The sequence below is a fragment of the Shewanella carassii genome (genome assembly GCF_019670705.1).
GTDB classification, from domain to species: domain Bacteria; phylum Pseudomonadota; class Gammaproteobacteria; order Enterobacterales; family Shewanellaceae; genus Shewanella; species Shewanella carassii.
The window spans coordinates 678,953-697,234 of sequence record NZ_AP024618.1 but is presented as its reverse complement, the minus strand read 5'-3'; the positions used below and the strand labels follow the sequence as shown (position 1 = coordinate 697,234).

The window sequence follows — 18,282 nt, the reverse complement described above, 5'->3', positions numbered from 1 at the left end:
CCTACCGCGATAAGAGATTGACCGCATCTTACCCGGTATACAAAGTTAACACCATGATAACAGCGTTAAATTTTACCTAATGAGCGTTAACTCAAATACTCAAACCCCAGAGCTCGAATGTCTCCCGGCACAGGGATTCGCGAAAATCCGGATGCGCTATGTCGATTAAGGCTCTGGCCCGCTCGCGGATACTGCGGCCCCTGAGGTTGGCACAACCATATTCGGTGGCAATATAGTGCACATGGGCCCGGGTAGTCACCACCCCGGCACCTGGGCTCAGCACGGGCGCGATACGGGAAAGTGCGCCATTGGCGGCCGTGCTCGGCAGGGCGATAACCGAGCGCCCGCCGGGAGATAGACCGGCGCCGCGAATAAAGTCCATCTGCCCGCCTACCCCGGAATAGATTCGGGTCCCTATGGAGTCGGCGCACACCTGGCCGGAAATATCCACCTGCAGCGCCGAGTTGATGGCCATTACCTGCGGGTTGCGGCGGATAACCGAGGTGTCATTAACCTGCTCTATATCCAGAAACAGCACTTCGGGGTTGTCATCGACAAAGTCATAGAGGGCGCGACTGCCAAGCGCAAAACCGGTGACCAACTTCCCCGGGTGCACCTTCTTGCGGCTGTTGTTAATCGCCCCGGAGCGATAAAGCGCCAGAATGCCGTCGGAAAACAGCTCGGTGTGGATCCCTAAGTTTCGTCTGTCTGCCAACTGCCCCAATACGGCATCCGGAATGGCACCTATGCCCATCTGCAGGCAATCGCCGTCTTCAACCAGAGAGGCCACATGCTTGCCGATAGCCTGGCTGATGGCATCGGCTCCGGCCATGGGGTGTTCGGGCAGAGGCGAACTCTGTTCATACACGGCGGCAAAGCGGTCATAGGGTACAAAGCTGTCGCCATGGGTGCGCGGCATTTGCGGGTTGATATGGGCTATGATGCGGCCGGCCACATCACAAGCGGCGCGGCTGGCTTCGACACTGATCCCCAGCGAACAGTTGCCATGGCTGTCAGGCGGTGACACCTGTACCAGCGCCGTATCTATGGGTTGCTCGCCGGAGCGAAACAGCTTGGGCACCTCGGATAAAAAGACAGGCACATAATCCGCCTCGCCACTGGCCAACAGGGCGCGGGTCGGGGCGCCGCCAAAGAAACAGCGATGGCGCAGATGCCCCTTGAGCTCGGGCACACTCAAGGCCTCGGCTTCCTCGGTATGCAGTTGCAGCAAGGTCAGGTTCTGCCGCGTCATGGCATGCTGGGCCAGCGCCTCCAGCAAGACTCTGGGGGTGGCTCCCATAGAGTGGGTCCAGATAAATTCATCATTCCCTATCAGGGATACCGCTTCCAGTGCACTGGAACAAACTCTTGGCGCCATACTGCTGCTTCCTTATTTTTTATTTATACCGTTCCGTGACAGAAGTTTGATTGAACCAATGCCGTATTTATTTTCCCACATCCCGCCTGATTGATTTGGGCTGTCCCATCGAGACGACTTCACCCAAACCATGACAGGCTCCGCCGGAGGGAAAACCAACTCCTGTACAAAAAGGCCTTAACCCTAGCCAGTTGCTCTGTGAAGGGCAATCCCTGACAAACAACCTAACCCCCGAGACTGTGGAAAGTGAGCGCTACGCCACATCAAACAGGTTGCAAACTGCGAGCTTCACAAAAATGCCACTGCGGCGGATAAGGCGTTTACCCTCAAAGCCACTGTCGTTAGACTAGCCAAGCCTTGGGCCTTATGGCGAAAAACGTCACATCCCAGTGCCCGGGCAGGACCCCAGTTTCAAGGAAGTAGTATGTCTCAGTTCGACAAGACCCTCAGCGTCAGCCTCAATCCACAAGATCCCGCTAGCATCGCCCAGGCACTGCAGCAATACCGACAACACCTGAACGATGGCAGCGCCTTTCGACTCGATGGCTCCTTGCTGTTCAATATCGAGTTCGTCAATCAGCAACAGCGGCCGCTTAACCGTGACGATGCCGGTGCCAATCGCTCCTTGTTGGAACACGCCCTCGATACTGCCCGCCGGGATCACAGACTCAGCTTTTACACCGAACCGGTACTCTTTGCCGCAGCGCTGAACTTTCCCGAGCTATTGGACGAGCTCAAGGCCACAGCCGAGGCCATGGTGGCCTTCTCCCGCCGCCGCAACGACTCCAGCGATCTCTTTATCGATGACTACAACGTCTTCGGGGTGGAAGCCCTCTACATGCTGGCCAGGCAATATCCCGAACTGAGCCATTATCTGGCCGCCTTTCTGGTGCCTTACTGGAACTTGGAAAGCTTCTACCAACCTGTGTTACTGCTGGGCAAACTGGTGGAGGAGTTCGGCTGGCGCCGCGAACTGATCCACGCCTATCTGCACTGCGACGGCGAGCAGAATCGCCGCTGCTTTTTCCAGACCACAGAGGGTGATTCAGTCAACCTCAGCCTACTGGAACATTTTGCCGGGCATCCGGACGATTACCCCTGGTTTAAGGCGCAGCTGCTCAAGCGTCTCGAACAAACGCCACTGCTGGCCTATGCCAATGAACAACCGCTTGAACAAACCCAGCCGATACTGGAGTTCTTCTACAGTCTGGGCGACTGGCCGGTAGAGGCTGACATTGACGACACTGAACTGTGGCGGGATCGGGTCAAGCAGCAATTGATCTTGGGTCGCCGGGTAGAGGATGAAGCGCTTTCCTTGCTGGCGCAGCTGAGCGAGCAGAGCCAACCTCTGGTAATAGTGGCAGAGGCCTGGCGGGAAGACGACCGTCATTGTCTATGGCAAACCGGGGAAGAGCAGGCTCTGGCAGAGGACTATGACTGGGAGCATGATGAGAACGAGCCGGACTCTGACTATGCCGCGCTATTTTATGACCTGGAAGAGCCGGAAGACTATCTCAGGATTGGCGAGCTGGAAGAGCTGGATGCCGAAGTGGGAGAGGAGATGCTTTGCGCGCTGGCCGAACTGCCCAAGAGCCTTGGCGCCTGCGCCTATGCCGCCTATCGCCTGAGCCGCCTGAACTCGCCCCAAAGCTTAAGCCCGGAAGCCGACAAGGCCAACGAGGCCGCGGCGCTGCTTCGCTGGCTGGCGCAGCAGCTGCCATTACAGTTTCAGCATCACATCTTCTATGAGGGCGGAGAGTACCAAAAGAAAAGGCGTGAACATCGCCTTCTCAAGAGCTGGCTCACGGATATAGACACCGAGGGCGATGTTACCAAGATGGCTCAAATTGCCTCTGAGATACTCTATACCAGTAAGGACGGAGAGCGTATTGCACTCTTGTGGTCCAATGCCAATAAAGGATTCCAAAACGGCTTGTTGGCGCTGTATTTCCTGCTCTGCACCCCGGAGTTCGAAGCGCCGCAGTGGCAGGCCTTGAAAACCCTGGCACAAAGGCACTGGCAGCTATGGCTGACGTTGGATCCGCTACAACTGATTGAAAAAATTTATTATTGCTGGGCTGACTACGCCTTCTATCCCGCCATTGACGATGAGCATATCGAGGCCGAATTGCGGCAAAACCTGCTCAAGCTGGGTGTCAGCGAGGCGCAGCTCGATGCTCATTGCCTGCTGACAGAACAACAGGTGGCTGCCTATCGCCCGGCCGATAAACGCTTCTGGCAAGGTTATATCACCAGGCTGAAGCAGTTTGCCGAAGCCGACCCAGAGGATAACAGCATGATAGGCCGCCGCCTCTGGCAGCAACAGCAGCAGTTGTTGCAAGCGCTGCACACAAGCCGCGAGCTGCCGAAGCTGAGCTTTTTTGGCCATCTCAAGGCCAACTTCCCCGAGACTCCTCTGCCACAGGCGTTTTTCGAACTGTTTGATCTTTGCCTGCGGCAAAGCTTCAGCAAATCATTTACCGAAGAGCAGGCGCAAAACCTCTGCCGCCAACTCAAGGCTTATCTGGCATCGGGCGAAGGGCTTGAGCCCTTGACGCCCCAAGCCACGGCCGAGTTGCTGGACTGGGCGCCTTGCCGCTCGGACGACCCCGCCGATGCGGCTGAGCTCAGCGACTTTGTCTGGCTGTTGCCTGAAGCGCAGGGGCGAGCTTTGGCCCTGTTTCTCGCAGACCTTGGAACCCAAAGCCTGTATTGGCTTCACCGGCCGAGTGTGGAGACGGCCTATGTCAACCACCTCATTGCCGAGGGTAGTCTCTCAATGGCGCAGCGCTGGGAAGATCAAAGCGTAGGACACAAGCGTCACAGCGACTATGACACTGGGTTAGCCTTTCAGAGTGCCAAGGAAAACTGGGCCCTTGGCTGGCTCGACAGCATAGGCGTAGCGCCGCAAAGCACTGTCTATTTCGCCGTAAGCCAAGGCCGCGCCCCGGCGCCCTTCCTCAGACATTTGGCCGATGAGGGGCGACTGCCGGAGACCTCGCAGCTCTTGACCATAGACGAACGTGTACGCCTGCTGAAGTTACTGGCGCAAGCCGGGGTTGACGCCGAGCTTTTCAGCTCCTTCCTGCAAGACGAGTCTGCCGCGGTCCGGCAACTGGCCAAAGATTTGGCGCAAGGCTCTTAATAGCAGGCATTGATAAAACAGCAGTTGGGAATAACCCAATAAACGAGTAATAACAGGATAACTGCCACGCCCTGACTCATGGCGTGGTCGCCGGTTGTTTAACAGGAAGTGCCTTACAGGCAACGACCGGAATTTAATATCAAGGAAGCAATATGCCCCAGTTCGACAAAACCCTCAGCATTAGCCTCAAGCCACAAGATCCCGCCAGCATCGCCCTGGCGCTGCAGCAATACCGGCAACACCTGCACGATGGCAGCGCCTTTCGTCTTGAAGGCTCCCTGCTGTTCAATATCGAGTTTGTCAACGAGCAACAGCAGCCACTCAGCAATGACGATGCCGGCGACAACCGCAACTTGCTGGTGCATGCACTCAGCGCCGCTCGAGCGCACCACACCTTTAAATATTGCACTGAAGCCGTGCTGTTTGCCGCAGCGCTGAACTTCCCCGAGCTATTGGACGAGATCAAGGCAACTGCCGAGGCCATGGTGGCCTTCTCCCGCAGTCGTAACGACTTTAGCGATCTCTTTCTCGATGACTACAACGTCTTCGGGGTAGAAGCCCTCTACATGCTGGCCAGGCAATATCCCGAACTGAGTCATTATCTGGCCGCCTTTTTAGTGCCTTACTGGGATTTGGACAGCGGCTATACACCCGTGGAACTGCTGGGCAAACTGGTAGAGGAGTTCGGCTGGCGCCGCGAACTGATCCACGCCTATCTGCACTGTGATGGCGAACAGAGCCGCCGCTGTTTTTTCCAAACCGCCGAGGGTGATCCAGTCAACCCCAGCCTGCTGGAACACTTTAGCGAGCATGCTGACGATTACGCCTGGTTTAAGGCGCAGCTGCTCATACGTCTAAAGCAAACCCCGCTGCTGGCCTATGCCGATGAACAAACGCTGGAACAAACCCAGCCAATACTGGAATTCTTCTACAGCCTGGACGACTGGCCGGTAGAAGCGGAACTTGAAGACACTGAGCTGTGGCGGGATCAGGTCAAGCAGCAATTGATCTTGGGGCTCAGGGTGGAAGATGAAGCGCTGGCGCTGCAGGATGCGCTCGGCGTTGAGCCCAAGGCACAGGTTGCCGAAGCCTGGTTGATGGACGACAGGTTCGCCCCCTGGCAGCAGGATAAGACAGATACCGGCAGCGCCCAAACAGAGCCGGAAAGTGGCAAGAGCTCCGGGCAAACTCAAGGCGACTGCCCACTACCCAGCTTGGATGAGCTGCCTTTTTTCCTGCTTAGCCATACCTGCAAGCAAAGTGACTTCGCACAGTTGGATGCAGCCATTGCCGAGCGTCTGCCGGCGGCACTGGACAAGTTGCCGACCCACTTGGGGGGCGTCGCCTATGCCGCCTATCGGCTCGGCCGCCCCGAGTGCACAGCGGCAGAAACCCAGGCGCTGCTTGGCTGGCTGGAGCAGCATTTCCTCACTGCCTATATGCGTGTCTTCAATCGGCATGGTGGCCGCTTCAATAGCGATAATCCGCAGCATTTGATACTCAAGGCCTGGCTCACTGAGGCCAAGGAGCAGCAGGATGCTGACACTATGGCCACCGTTGCCGAATCGCTACTTGGCAAGGATGGGGGAAAACGCGGAAGCCAGATAAGCCAGCATCAAGCGGCCTACTGGTTGTTTTTCCCGGACGATGGTTTCCAGCGCGGCTTGCTCAGCCTGTTTTTCCTGTTAAATAGCCAACTGCCACAGGCTCACACCGAACTGCAGATCCTGGCCCAGCGCCACTGGCAACTGCTTTTGAAACTGGCGCCTATGGTGCTTATCAGCCGCATCAGTCAGTTTTACGCAAACTATGAGGGATATGCCGCCATAGATGATCCGCAGACAGAGCTGAGCCTACATCAAAAGCTGCTGGCACTGGGAGTCAGCGAGGCGCAGCTGGATGCCCATACTTTGCTGCAAGACAGGCGCATCGCGCGCTATGCCCCGGCCAACGAGCGCTTCTGGCAACGTTACCTGGAGCGATTGGCAAGCTTTGCCGAAGGCGATCCCGAAGATAACAGCATGATAGGCCGCAGCCATTGGCTGGCTCAGCAAAAGCTGCTGGATGCCCTAAACTATTGCGATGAAACGGCCATGCTGGGATTTATTGCCGATCTCAAGGCCTGTTTCCCGGAGCGCCCCTTACCGCAGCAAGCCTTTGAGCTATTTAACCTCAGCCTGCAACGCGGCCTGGAGCAAAGACTCAAACCGGCAGCGGCGAAGACTGTCTATGACAAGTTACAGGCCTATTTGCAAAGCGGCGAAGGCCTGGAAAACCTGACACCACAAGCCTTGAAGCTGCCGGTTCTGCAAGGCTGGGATCCCTACAGCGATTATCGCGGCAAGGTTGGCGTGGCAGACTTTGTCTGGCTGTTGCCAACCGAGATGGGAGAGCGGCTGGCACTGTTTCTCAGCGGTCTTGGGAAGCGAGGGCTGCACTGGTTGGGCTGCCCCAGTGTCAGGGAAGCCTATGTCAACCATTTGGTTGCCGAAGGCCATCTGAATATGGCCGAGCGTTGGCAGGATGAAGCGCTTGGGCACTCAAGCATAGGCGATGTCGATGTGAGCCTGCAACTTGAAGCCGACAAGGAATTCTGGGCGCTACTCTGGTTGGATAGGATAGGTGTGACGCCACAGGCCACTGTGTATTTTGCCATGCACGAAGGGCGGCAACCTGAGTCTTTCATTATTCACTTGGCCAGCCAGCAGCGGCTGCCGGATATGTCCAGGCTGCTGACCGCAGATGAGCGCAAACGCCTGCTGGAAATCATCGCCAAGTTTGATTGTCTGACCGAAGAAAATACAGAGCCATTCAAGCAAGACGAGTCGAGCGTCATCAAACGCATGCTAGGCAAGTTGTTTAATTGAACAAGCCTCCAGTAGACAAAGAGGCGCTGTCAGCTAATGCGGCAACGCCTCTTTGAAGCTAAGGCTTAAACGGCCTTGATGACCATTGCGAATGGTGCTGAAATCAACTGATACATTCCGCCATAGCGTGCACAGCGTCGAGGCGATTCAATGCCATATCAGCGAAAGTGAACAATCCCTGGAATATTGAGCTAAACAAAAGCCAGTCATCAGGACTGGCTTTTGATAAAGGTAATAGGACCTTAAAACTTATTTGACCAGAGTCAGATGAGCTCGGCGTTTAGGTTTGTCCTCAGAGGCTTGAGAAACCACCTGTTCTTGAGGTTGCTCATCTTCTTCGACAACATTCAACAACGCCTCTTCACCCTCTTCGAGCAGATAGGCATCTTCCATCTCAAATACTGTACCAGCACCGTTTTCACGGGCGTAGATGGCAACGATAGACGCCATAGGCAACAGCACTTGCTGTGGTACACCACCGAAGCGGGCATTGAACTCGACAAACTCGTTGCCAAGCTGCAATCCACCGACAGCACTGCCGGCGACATTCAGTACTATTTGACCATCCTTAACATACTGCAGCGGTACCTTAATATCTGGCACAGTGGCATCCACTACCAGATGTGGAGTCAGCTGATTATCCATCAGCCATTCATAGTAAGCTCTAAGCAGATATGGACGACTTGGGGTCAAATCTTTCATCAGATACCCATGCGCATTTCGCGCTCGGCTTCAGTCAAAGATGCCTTAAAGGATTCACGCTCAAAAATGCGGTTCATATAGGCTTTGATGTCTTTACCCGCGCGGTTATCCAGTTCGATACCCAATACCGGCAAACGCCACAGTAAGGGGCCAAGATAACAATCGACCAAACCAAACTCTTCACTCATGAAGTAAGGCATTTCGGCAAACACAGGTGCAATAGAAAGCAGGCTTTCCAGTAACTCTTTGCGAGCCGCATCGGCACGATCACCCTTACGGATACGATCGACCAAAGCATACCAATCGGTATCGATACGGTGCATCATCAGACGACTTTGGCCACGGGAAACTGGATAAACAGGCATCAGCGGCGGATGCGGGAAGCGTTCGTCCAGATACTCCATAATGATACGGCTTTCGTACAGCACCAACTCACGGTCTACCAGAGTAGGGACTGAGTTGTAGGGGTTGAGCTCCAGCAAATCCTCTGGCATATCATTGGGATCCACCTGCAACACATCAACAGTTACCCCTTTTTCAGCCAATACGATGCGAACCTGATGGCTATAGAGATCATCGGCACCTGAGAACAGGGTCATGATAGAGCGTTTATTGGCAGCAACAGCCATTGATACCCTCCGGAATCTAAAAAAACAAATGTAAACGAGGGGCTATGCCCCCCGTTTACACTATGCGGATAATATATTCTACCCCTTTCTAAGGGTTAGTGTACATCCTTCCAATATTCTTTCTTGAGGAAGTAGGCGATCACAAAGAATATAAACAGGAAGCCGAGCACCCATTTACCCAGGTTTTCGCGCTCCAATTTAACCGGTTCAGCCGAGTAGACCAGGAAGCCGGTAAGGTCACGAACCACCTTATCGTACTCTTCTGCAGACAGGCTGCCACCGCTAACCGTGATGCTGCCATCTTCCTGCTTGACCGGCATTCCCTGCAGTTCTTCAAGCACATGCGGCATACCAACTGACGGGAACACAGTGTTGTTTACGCCGAATGGACGACTTGGATCCTTATAAAATCCCTTGAGGTAGGAATAGACCCAGTCATCACCACGAACACGAGCTACCAGAGTCAGATCTGGAGGCGCGGCACCAAACCACTTGGCCGCATCTTTAGTCTCTATCGCGTTTTCCATCAGCTCGCCAACCTTGGCATCTGTGTGGATCAGCTTGCGCATCTCGTCAACAGGGATATCCAGATCTTCAGCAACACGCTGATAGCGCTGATACTGAGTGCTGTGACAACCGGCACAATAGTTTTGGAACAACTCTGCACCGCGACGCAGCGACTCTTTGTCTTGCAACTGTTCAGTCCAATCGATTCCGCTAGGCTCAATCTTTGGACCACTGGCGGCCAGGACTCCGAGGGGCAACAAGGCAACCAAAGCAATCAATAACTTTTTCATTTGAATGTCACCCTTTCTGGTACTGGCTTGGTCTTTTCACTCTTGCTGTAGATGAACAGCAGCAGGAAGAAACCGAAGTAAGTGATGGTAAAGATCCGGGCAACAATGGTCAGTGTTGGTGTCGCAGGTACCGCACCCAGGTAACCCAGAACGATAAAGGACACGGCAAACTGAGCAATGTTCAGCTTGTGAATCATGCTACGGTAGCGAACCGACTTAACCTTACAGCGATCCAGCCATGGCAGCACGAAGAGTACCGCGATTGCCAGCCCCATCAGGACGACACCACCCAACTTGTCCGGTACGGCACGCAAGATGGCGTAGAACGGGGTGAAGTACCATACAGGAGCAATATGCTCAGGTGTCTTCATTGGGTTAGCCGCTTCGAAGTTAGGCTTCTCGAGGAAGTAACCGCCACCTTCAGGCATAAAGAACAGCACATAGCAGAAGACAATCAGGAAGCCGGCAACACCCATGATATCTTTTACTGTGTAGTAAGGATGGAATGGAATGCCGTCGACAGGCCAGCCATTTTCATCTTTGTTCTTCTTGATCTCGATACCGTCAGGGTTGTTGGAACCCACTTCGTGTAGAGCAATCAGGTGCAGGAATACCAGTACCACAAGTACCAGAGGCAGCGCGATCACGTGCAGGGCGAAGAAGCGGTTCAGGGTTGCACCTGAAATCACATAGTCACCGCGGATCCACAGAGTCAAATCGTCGCCGATGACTGGGATAGCACCGAACAGTGAGATAATTACCTGAGCGCCCCAGTAGGACATTTGCCCCCATGGCAGCAGATAACCCATAAAGGCTTCGGCCATCAGTACCAGGAAGATCAACATACCGAACAGCCACAGTAGTTCACGAGGCTTTTGGTAAGAGCCATAAATCAAGCCGCGGAACATATGCAGGTAAACCACCACGAAGAAGGCCGATGCCCCGGTGGAATGCATATAGCGCAGCAACCAACCGTATTCCACATCACGCATGATGTATTCGATGGAGGCAAATGCTCCCTCGGCGGTGGGTACATAGTTCATGGTCAGCCAGATACCGGTCAGCAGCTGGTTCACCAGAACCAACAGCGCCAGAGAGCCGAAGAAATACCAGAAGTTAAAATTCTTGGGGGTAGCGTACTGACCGACATGACGGTTATAGGTCGCAGTCATAGGAATACGCGCATCGATCCAGTCAATAATGTTCTTAACCATTATGCAGCTCCCTGATCTACACCGATGAGCACGTTACCCTCATCAATGTATTGATGAGGTGGTATCACCAGGTTCAGTGGAGCGGGTACGCCCTGGAAGACGCGACCGGCCATATCGAACTTGGAACCGTGACATGGACAGAAGAAACCCGAAGTCACACCTTCAACCTGCTCTGCGAAAGAATCCGGCAGATAAGTAGGTGAACAACCCAGGTGAGTACAGATACCTACGGCAATAAAGTACTCAGGCTTAATCGAACGTACGCCATTTTGGGCGTAATCAGGCTGCTGTAATTCTTCAGAAGCCGGGTCCCGCAGTCTGTCATCGTGGGTTGGGAGCTCATTAAGAACTTCCTCGGTACGACGGACAATCCATACTGGTTTGCCACGCCATTCCACACGGATCAGCTGACCTGGTTCTAGCTTACTGATATTTACTTCTACCGGCGCGCCTGCAGCTTTCGCTTTGGCGCTCGGATTCCATGACTTTATAAAGGGAACCGCTACAGCGACGGCACCAGCACCGCCCACTACGGCGGTTGCAGCTGTCAGGAATCTGCGACGTCCGGTATCGACTGGCGCATTGCTCATCCACTTATCTCCCAGAGGGTGTTGGAATTTTTGTTTTTCAAGACCTTAGGCTTATTAGCTATCACTATAAGTAAAAGTCAAACTTTGAGGCGGGGCTCATTATAGCGAAAAATTAGAAGCAGATCATAGTCAAAAGACACAATTTGGTTAGATTGATTACAGATTTTTAGCAGTTTCGGGTTAAAAAAACAGCAAGAACCTAGTAAAAAAGCCTGTAACCCGGGAGTAGTTTAATTAAAGCTAAAGCATAACCATTTGACTAATAATAAAATTTATCCCCTTTACACATTAATACCTGTCATTCTGTGATTTTAATCTTAAGCCGAGAAAAAGATAAAAAAAGACCCGGAACCAGTCCGGGCCTTTCGAGCAATACTGTTACTTGCCTTTTTGCTTCATGTATTTGAAGAATTCGCTGTCCGGCTCCAACACCATGACGTCAGATTTACCGGCGAAGCTGGCCTTATAGGCTTCCAGACTACGCAGGAAACTGAAGAATTCTGGATCCTTGGTGTAAGCATCGGCGTAGATCTTGGCGGCAATGGCATCGCCTTCACCGCGGATATTTTCCGCTTCGCGACGGGCATTGGCCAGAGTCACCACCACGTTGGCATCGGTCATGGCGCGGATTTTCTCGGCCGCTTCTTTACCTTCTGCCCTGTGTTTCTTGGCTACCGCCTGACGCTCGGCACGCATCCGCTGGAAGATGCTGTGGCTGACGTTGGATGGCAGGTTGATCTGCTTCACCCTGACATCGACCACTTCTATACCCAGACCTTCAGCGCTCTTGGCGGCATTTTCCAGGGTAATACGCATCAGATCATCACGACTGCTGCTCTCAGCCAAGTTTGTGCTACCTTCGCTGGTACCGGAAACAATCTGCTTGATGGTCAGCTTACCGAACTCGGTACGCAGGTCACTGTTGATCTTACGCTGCAACAGTGACTCAGCCTTGGACTTGTTGCCACCTTCTGTTGCCAGATAGTATTTTTCAAAGTCCTTAATTCGCCATTTAACATAAGAGTCGACCATAAGGTCTTTCTTCTCTGAGGTCACAAAGCGGTCGGCAGCGCCGTCCAGAGTCTGGATACGGGCATCCATATAACGGACTTTGTCGATCAGCGGGATCTTGACGTTGAGACCCGGGCCATAGACTCGAGGCACCATCTTGCCGTCAACATTATCTTTCAGTACTTCGCCAAAGCGGGAAACAATGGCGCGCTCGCCTTCGTTGACAACCATCAGCGAAGACACTCCAACAACTGCCAGCAGGGCAATAATAATGAGTACGAATCTGCTCATGGTTTACTCCCTCCCCTGACGCATACGCTCTTCGCGGGACAAGCGCCCGTTGAAACTGCTGTTATCACTGTTTCTTTGGTTGTTAACAGCATCCACATGTTGCTCAGGTTCCGGCGCAGCCTTAGGTTTAGCCTTGTTGTCCTGAGACATCAGCTTATCCAGTGGTAGATACATCAGATTGCCATTATTCTTGGCATCTATCAGCACCTTATTGGTATCGCTGAACACCTGCTGCATCGCATCAATATAGAGGCGTTCACGGGTCACTTCAGGAGCCTGCTTATATTCAGGCAACAACTTGTTGAACTTAGCCACAGCACCTTCAGCATCCTGAATGACACGCTCTTTATATGCGCGGGCATCCTGACTGATACGTTCCACCTGACCACGGGCCTTGGGCTCGATTTCCAACTGATAAGCTTCGGCCTGACGGATATAGGTGTGCTCGTCTTCCTGTGCTGAAATCGCATCATCGAAGGCGTCTTTCACTTCCTCAGGCGGTCTGGCCGGCAGGAAGTTAACGTCTTCAATCTGCAGCCCCAAATTGTAAGGTGCTATGATGCGTTCAATTTCGGCACGGGTGTCGTCACGTACCTTGGCACGCCCTGTGGTCAAGATGTCATTCATCTTTGAATGACCAATGACATAGCGCAGCGCACTGTCGGTGGCTTCACGCAGGCTCGAGTTAGCATCAACGGCACTGAACAGATACTGGTAGGCATCTTTCACCTTGTACTGCACATCGAGCTCGACCACGACCATATTTTCATCCGCGGTCAGCATGCTGCCGGACGCCGGAATAGAGCGCACCGATGCGACATCTACCGGTAAAACCGTATCGATAAAGGTGGCTTTCCAGTGTAGGCCAGGACCAACTTCGCCGACATGTTCACCGAAACGCAGCACAACGCCCTGCTCCGCTTCTTTGATAGTGTAGAAACCGGAAAAACCCCATACCGCCAGGGCAATACCTGCAACTATGGCCAGAGTCCCCATGCTGAAACCCGAGCCACCGTTACCCTTGCCGCCAAAGCGTTTGGCCAAATTGCGAAATACATCGTCCAGATCTGGTGGCCCTTTGTCATTGCCACCTTTGTTTCCCCAAGGATCATTACCCTTGTTACCGGGCTCGTTCCAAGCCATTTAACTCTCCATAAGTGGATGAATAAACGAGATTATTAACAAACTACTTTATCAATCTCGGGTTCGAGGATAAAGGTTTCCAACTCACCTTGACTCTGCTTAACCAGCCGGTGCCAGTCCGGCTGTGGTAAACGAACAGACAAGATACAGTTCCCCAGGTCGTCATACTCTTTCTGCTGTATCGCATCCAGTCGATAAAACTGGCCAAGATAATGCCCGGCTGTTGCCGGTATTCTCAAGCTAAGCTCAACTATGGTAGCAGCAGTCAGCTGATCCACCGCTTGCTTGAGAAGATCCAGTCCCAACCCTTGCTGCGCCGAGATCCATACTCTGTATGGTCGGCCCTCAGGATCGAAATCTATTTTGGGGCCTATCTCTTCCAACAGATCTATCTTGTTACAGACCAGAAGCTGTGGAATTTCATCGGCCTCAATCTCTTTGAGCACTTCTTGTACCTGCTCAAAGTTATCATTCATATTGTCGTCGGCGCAGTCCACCACGTGCAGCAAGAGATCGGCCTGCCGGGTTTCCTGTAAAGTCGCCTTAAACGCCGCCACCAATTCATGGGGCAAATGGCGAATAAAACCTACTGTGTCGGCTAAAAATACCGCACCATTGTCCAACTCCAGCTTACGCAGCGTCGGATCCAGGGTCGCAAACAACTGATCGGCGGCATACACCTCAGATGTTGTTAACGCATTGAATAGAGTGGACTTACCTGCGTTGGTATAACCCACTAATGACACAGTAGCCAAGTCACTTCGCTGCCTTGCCCTACGGCTTTGTTCCCGCTGCTTATCCACTTTTTCCAAACGGCGATTGATGGACTTGATCCGCCCCCGCAGTAATCGTCGGTCAGTTTCCAGCTGGGTTTCACCCGGGCCACGCAAACCTATCCCACCCTTCTGGCGTTCAAGGTGAGTCCAGCCCCGCACCAGGCGAGTCGACATGTGGCGCAACTGCGCTAGCTCCACCTGCAACTTGCCTTCATGGGTACGGGCCCGTTGAGCGAAAATATCAAGGATAAGTGTGGTTCTGTCCAACACCCTGCATTGGCACAGGATTTCAAGGTTTCTTTCCTGTGCGGGACTCAATGCGTGGTTGAAAATCACCACATTTGCCTCGGTCGCAGCTACCAAAGCTGCCAGTTCTTCCGCCTTACCCGTCCCCAAGAAAAACTTGCGGTCAGGAGCACGGCGGCTTCCTGTTATCACCCCTACCGAACGCGCCCCGGCCGATTCAACCAAGAGTTGCAACTCGAGAAGGTCTTCCCGACTGTCTTCGTCGGAAAAGTCGATATGAACAAGTACGGCAGTTTCTCCCGCTTCATAGCGATCAAACAAGAAGTGAACTCCTTAACTTAATTACTGTTCGCTGCTATCGTCGTGCTGCGAGTTGTAGTTTTGCTGACCGCCACTTTGATGATTGCTCACATTGAAGGGACGAGAAGGCACTACAGTCGAAATGGCGTGCTTGTAAACCATCTGGCTAACCGTGTTTTTCAGCAAGATCACGAACTGGTCAAAAGACTCCACCTGTCCCTGCAACTTGATACCGTTGACCAGGTAGATGGAAACAGGAACGCGCTCACGGCGAAGTGCGTTCAGAAATGGGTCTTGTAAAGATTGCCCCTTAGCCATGTTTTTATTTCCTTTTTTTAATTTATATAGTATCTAACAAAAAGCTTTCTTGTTCGGTTTGAGTATTATACAGCAAGGGCCATTAAGCTAGCGGCAGTGGCGTATAAGCTGAACTAAATTCCCTTGCGCCCCGCTCTCCAGCCAATTCAACTCAGGCCATCCTCGCAACCATGTTAATTGACGCTTCGCCAATTGCCTAGTAGCAGCGACGGCTTTTTCGACCATAGTATCATGGTCAAATTCACCCTCCAGATATTGCCAGCACTGGCGATATCCAACACAGCGCATTGAGGGCATATCCAGATACAGATCGCCTCTTTGCTTTAACCTGGCCACCTCGTCGGTAAACCCGGCCTGCAACATCTGCATAAATCTCACTTTAATCAATTCATGCAGTGTCTTACGCTCCTGGGGCGCAATGGCAAATTGCACCACATCATAGGGCAGCTCAGGTGTTTTTGACTGAGTCAGCTCGGTCAAACTCTTGCCACTGATACGGTAAACCTCTAATGCCCGCCCCAAACGTTGCGGGTCATTAGGGTGAATGCGCGCAGCCGCAACCGGGTCAATTCGCGCTAACTCCTGATGCAAAGCTTGCCAACCCAGTTGTTCGGCTTCCTGCTGTATCTGAGCTCTTATCGCCTCATCGGCGCTGGGAAGTGGCGACAACCCTTCCAATAATGCTTTAAAATACAACATGGTACCACCTACTAACAACGGCGTTTTTCCCATGTTGACGATCTGCTCGATTTCCTGCAAACAATCGCTGCGAAAATCGGCAGCCGAATAGCTTTCACTAGGATCGCGGATATCTATCAGCCTGTGTGGCCCTCGTGCCAGTTCTTCCGCGCTGGGCTTAGCCGTGCCTATATCCATTCCCCGATAGATAAGTGCCGAATCTACCGAGATGATCTCGCAGTTGTGATGCTCGGCGAGTTCCAACGCCAACGCTGTTTTTCCTGAGGCGGTCGGCCCCATCAATGTCAGCACTCTTGGCTGTTTCGCCTTACTCACTATGTTCGTCTTCCAACCATTGCCGCCATGGCAGTGCCTTGGCCAGCTGTAAAATTTCTTGCCGAGCCGACTCATCCAGAGCCGAGATCCCCTGCCATATCAATGGTGCCGAAACAAAGCTACTCAAGCTGCTCTGCGCCAGCCAATTTGCCAAGGCCGCTTCTTGGGGTTGCTCGAATCTGAGCCACTGCAGCAGCTCAGGGATCAAACTCGCCAGCTGCGTGTCCCTCAGATATGGGGGCACTTTTTTAATTATCAACTGCGAATGACGAATACTGAGATCCAACCCCAACTGCCGCAGCAGAGTCGCCCTTTCCTCCAGTAACACCGGCCATTCCGAATCGGCATCTACAGCGACCGGCATCAACAGTGGCTGGCCAGTCAAACCTGTGGGGAGACGGGCAACAATCTCCATATACCTCAATCGCTTGGCTGCGACTTTCACCTTGAGCAGTTTAAGTTGCTCATCTTCGACCAATACCCAATACTCGCCATCGAGCAAAGCTGGCATAGGGTTCAGATCTGCTGCAGAACTCGCTTCATTGACCACACCTGGCGTCGTCAACAAGGCGCCATAACTGCTGATGGCCGACTTGGAGGGAGCCGCGGCTCCCTGACGGGGATTGCCCCCTGAATATGCACCCGATACTTTGCCGTCTAAAGAAGCGCTGTCGCTATATCGGCTTTGATATCCAGCATTACCGCCGCTTGACTCAGGCTCTCGAAAACATGGCTCGGCGCGGCGGCTATCTGTCACTCCCGTTGGCAGGATACTTGGTTCAGCGGCATTTGGCCGGGTTTTAATCGGCGCAGCATAATCTGTTTGGCTTAAATACGGATTAACGTCATCGACCGGCAGTTGCTGTGCTTGCTGCAGGGCAGAGCTCAAGGCCTGCAGAATATAATCGTGCACATATCTGGCCTGATGGAAACGGACCTCATGCTTGGCGGGGTGAACATTGACATCTACTTGATGGGGATCCAGCTCCAGCATCAGCACATAGCCGGGCTGTTCCAACTCGGCCAAACCGGCAAAGGCCTGCCTGACCGCATGATTCACCAAACGGTCTCTAACCAAACGGCCATTGACATAAAAATAGTGAGTATCACAAGGCTCGACTTGCCAAGGAGACTGCAGGTAGCCACTGAGGCGCATGTCGTCGTGCTGACATTCCACCCTCAAAGCCTGCTCGGCAAAAGGACGGCCACAGACCTGAGCCAGACGCTGCAGATATTGGGCTTCATTGTCCGCCGGACGATAGTTGCGCACCTGTTTGCCATTGTGTTTCAACGTCAGGTGAATTTCTGGCCGGGCCAAAGCAATTCTTTTTAGCCACTCATCGATATGAGTAAACTCTGTCTTGTCACTCTTGAGAAAACGTCTGCGCGCCGGAGTATTGAAGAAGAGATCGACCACTTCAATACTGGTACCCACTGGATGGGCCGCCGGCAGTATCTTGACCCCCATATCCGTGCCTTCAGCATAGGCGAGCCAGGCCTCGGATTGCTCGGCCGTGCGGGATGTCAGGGTCAAGCGGGAAACCGAGCTGATACTGGCCAGCGCCTCGCCTCGAAAACCAAAGCTGAGAATGGCTTCAAGATCGTCCAGCGTATGCACCTTAGAGGTCGCATGACGAGACAGCGCCAGTGCCAGCTCTTCCTTGGCGATACCGGCGCCATTGTCCTGGATCCGGATAAGCTTGGCGCCGCCCTTATCGATTTCGATATCGACCCGGGTTGCACCAGCATCCAGGCTATTCTCCACCAACTCCTTCACTACAGAGGCTGGTCTCTCAACCACTTCGCCTGCCGCAATCTGGTTGGCCAATTGCGGTGGTAATATCTGAATTGCCATGTTTTC

14 protein-coding genes are annotated in these 18,282 nt (G+C 53.2%); 2 read left to right on the top strand and 12 right to left on the bottom strand.

The genetic code is table 11. From position 1 onward, the window contains the following. Positions 1-91: 91 nt before the first annotated feature. Positions 92-1,378 (bottom strand): acetyl-CoA hydrolase/transferase family protein, encoded by a 1,287-nt coding sequence (locus K5621_RS03290; protein ID WP_100143128.1) that lies wholly within the window; start codon positions 1,376-1,378, stop codon positions 92-94. Between the two features lie 424 nt (positions 1,379-1,802). On the opposite strand from K5621_RS03290, the gene K5621_RS03285 reads away from it, so the two are divergent. Continuing rightward, the gene (locus tag K5621_RS03285; RefSeq protein ID WP_221050410.1) at positions 1,803-4,523 is read left to right on the top strand and encodes a hypothetical protein; all 2,721 of its coding nucleotides are present in this window, start codon (positions 1,803-1,805) and stop codon (positions 4,521-4,523) included. A gap of 152 nt (positions 4,524-4,675) precedes the next feature. Then, positions 4,676-7,390 carry a hypothetical protein gene (locus K5621_RS03280; RefSeq protein WP_221050409.1) on the top strand — a complete coding sequence of 905 codons (2,715 nt, stop codon included), beginning with the start codon at positions 4,676-4,678 and terminating at the stop codon, positions 7,388-7,390. A gap of 249 nt (positions 7,391-7,639) precedes the next feature. Here K5621_RS03280 and K5621_RS03275 read toward each other — a convergent pair whose 3' ends face one another. The 11 genes from K5621_RS03275 to mutL form a co-directional block, all read right to left on the bottom strand. Next, positions 7,640-8,092 carry a ClpXP protease specificity-enhancing factor gene (locus K5621_RS03275; protein WP_100143125.1) on the bottom strand — a complete coding sequence of 151 codons (453 nt, stop codon included), beginning with the start codon at positions 8,090-8,092 and terminating at the stop codon, positions 7,640-7,642. After that, positions 8,092-8,721: a stringent starvation protein SspA gene (gene sspA / locus K5621_RS03270; RefSeq protein WP_100143124.1), complete on the bottom strand. Its 630-nt coding sequence runs from the start codon at positions 8,719-8,721 to the stop codon at positions 8,092-8,094. Before sspA ends, K5621_RS03275 begins: the two co-directional genes overlap by 1 nt. A 95-nt stretch (positions 8,722-8,816) precedes the next feature. After that, the gene (locus K5621_RS03265) at positions 8,817-9,518 is read right to left on the bottom strand and encodes a cytochrome c1 (RefSeq protein ID WP_221050408.1); all 702 of its coding nucleotides are present in this window, start codon (positions 9,516-9,518) and stop codon (positions 8,817-8,819) included. Continuing rightward, complete coding sequence (locus K5621_RS03260) at positions 9,515-10,732, bottom strand: cytochrome b (protein WP_100143122.1); 1,218 nt, start codon at positions 10,730-10,732, stop codon at positions 9,515-9,517. The genes K5621_RS03265 and K5621_RS03260 overlap by 4 nt, the downstream gene beginning before the upstream one ends. Next, positions 10,732-11,322 carry a ubiquinol-cytochrome c reductase iron-sulfur subunit gene (gene petA / locus K5621_RS03255; RefSeq protein WP_100143121.1) on the bottom strand — a complete coding sequence of 197 codons (591 nt, stop codon included), beginning with the start codon at positions 11,320-11,322 and terminating at the stop codon, positions 10,732-10,734. The genes K5621_RS03260 and petA overlap by 1 nt, the downstream gene beginning before the upstream one ends. Positions 11,323-11,700: 378 nt before the next feature. Further along, complete coding sequence (gene hflC / locus K5621_RS03250) at positions 11,701-12,624, bottom strand: protease modulator HflC (protein WP_100143120.1); 924 nt, start codon at positions 12,622-12,624, stop codon at positions 11,701-11,703. A 3-nt stretch (positions 12,625-12,627) separates the two neighbouring features. Further along, the gene (hflK, locus tag K5621_RS03245; RefSeq protein WP_100143119.1) at positions 12,628-13,767 is read right to left on the bottom strand and encodes an FtsH protease activity modulator HflK; all 1,140 of its coding nucleotides are present in this window, start codon (positions 13,765-13,767) and stop codon (positions 12,628-12,630) included. 35 nt (positions 13,768-13,802) lie between these two features. After that, positions 13,803-15,110, bottom strand: a complete 1,308-nt coding sequence (gene hflX, locus K5621_RS03240) for a ribosome rescue GTPase HflX (RefSeq protein ID WP_100143118.1) — start codon at positions 15,108-15,110, stop codon at positions 13,803-13,805. 21 nt (positions 15,111-15,131) lie between these two features. Then, positions 15,132-15,407 (bottom strand): RNA chaperone Hfq, encoded by a 276-nt coding sequence (gene hfq, locus K5621_RS03235; RefSeq protein WP_100143117.1) that lies wholly within the window; start codon positions 15,405-15,407, stop codon positions 15,132-15,134. A gap of 87 nt (positions 15,408-15,494) precedes the next feature. Next, complete coding sequence (gene miaA, locus K5621_RS03230; RefSeq protein ID WP_100143116.1) at positions 15,495-16,421, bottom strand: tRNA (adenosine(37)-N6)-dimethylallyltransferase MiaA; 927 nt, start codon at positions 16,419-16,421, stop codon at positions 15,495-15,497. Then, positions 16,414-18,276 carry a DNA mismatch repair endonuclease MutL gene (gene mutL, locus K5621_RS03225; protein ID WP_221050407.1) on the bottom strand — a complete coding sequence of 621 codons (1,863 nt, stop codon included), beginning with the start codon at positions 18,274-18,276 and terminating at the stop codon, positions 16,414-16,416. Before mutL ends, miaA begins: the two co-directional genes overlap by 8 nt. Positions 18,277-18,282: the final 6 nt, after the last annotated feature.

What these genes read in the sequence shown, in the direction of transcription:
- mutL (WP_221050407.1), bottom strand. Translation starts at nt 18,276, where the DNA reads ATGGCAATTCAGATATTACCACCGCAATTGGCCAACCAGATTGCGGCA.
- K5621_RS03290 (WP_100143128.1), bottom strand. Translation starts at nt 1,378, where the DNA reads ATGGCGCCAAGAGTTTGTTCCAGTGCACTGGAAGCGGTATCCCTGATA.
- petA (WP_100143121.1), bottom strand. Translation starts at nt 11,322, where the DNA reads ATGAGCAATGCGCCAGTCGATACCGGACGTCGCAGATTCCTGACAGCT.
- sspA (WP_100143124.1), bottom strand. Translation starts at nt 8,721, where the DNA reads ATGGCTGTTGCTGCCAATAAACGCTCTATCATGACCCTGTTCTCAGGT.
- K5621_RS03280 (WP_221050409.1), top strand. Translation starts at nt 4,676, where the DNA reads ATGCCCCAGTTCGACAAAACCCTCAGCATTAGCCTCAAGCCACAAGAT.
- hfq (WP_100143117.1), bottom strand. Translation starts at nt 15,407, where the DNA reads ATGGCTAAGGGGCAATCTTTACAAGACCCATTTCTGAACGCACTTCGC.
- K5621_RS03260 (WP_100143122.1), bottom strand. Translation starts at nt 10,732, where the DNA reads ATGGTTAAGAACATTATTGACTGGATCGATGCGCGTATTCCTATGACT.
- hflK (WP_100143119.1), bottom strand. Translation starts at nt 13,767, where the DNA reads ATGGCTTGGAACGAGCCCGGTAACAAGGGTAATGATCCTTGGGGAAAC.
- K5621_RS03275 (WP_100143125.1), bottom strand. Translation starts at nt 8,092, where the DNA reads ATGAAAGATTTGACCCCAAGTCGTCCATATCTGCTTAGAGCTTACTAT.
- hflC (WP_100143120.1), bottom strand. Translation starts at nt 12,624, where the DNA reads ATGAGCAGATTCGTACTCATTATTATTGCCCTGCTGGCAGTTGTTGGA.
- K5621_RS03285 (WP_221050410.1), top strand. Translation starts at nt 1,803, where the DNA reads ATGTCTCAGTTCGACAAGACCCTCAGCGTCAGCCTCAATCCACAAGAT.
- K5621_RS03265 (WP_221050408.1), bottom strand. Translation starts at nt 9,518, where the DNA reads ATGAAAAAGTTATTGATTGCTTTGGTTGCCTTGTTGCCCCTCGGAGTC.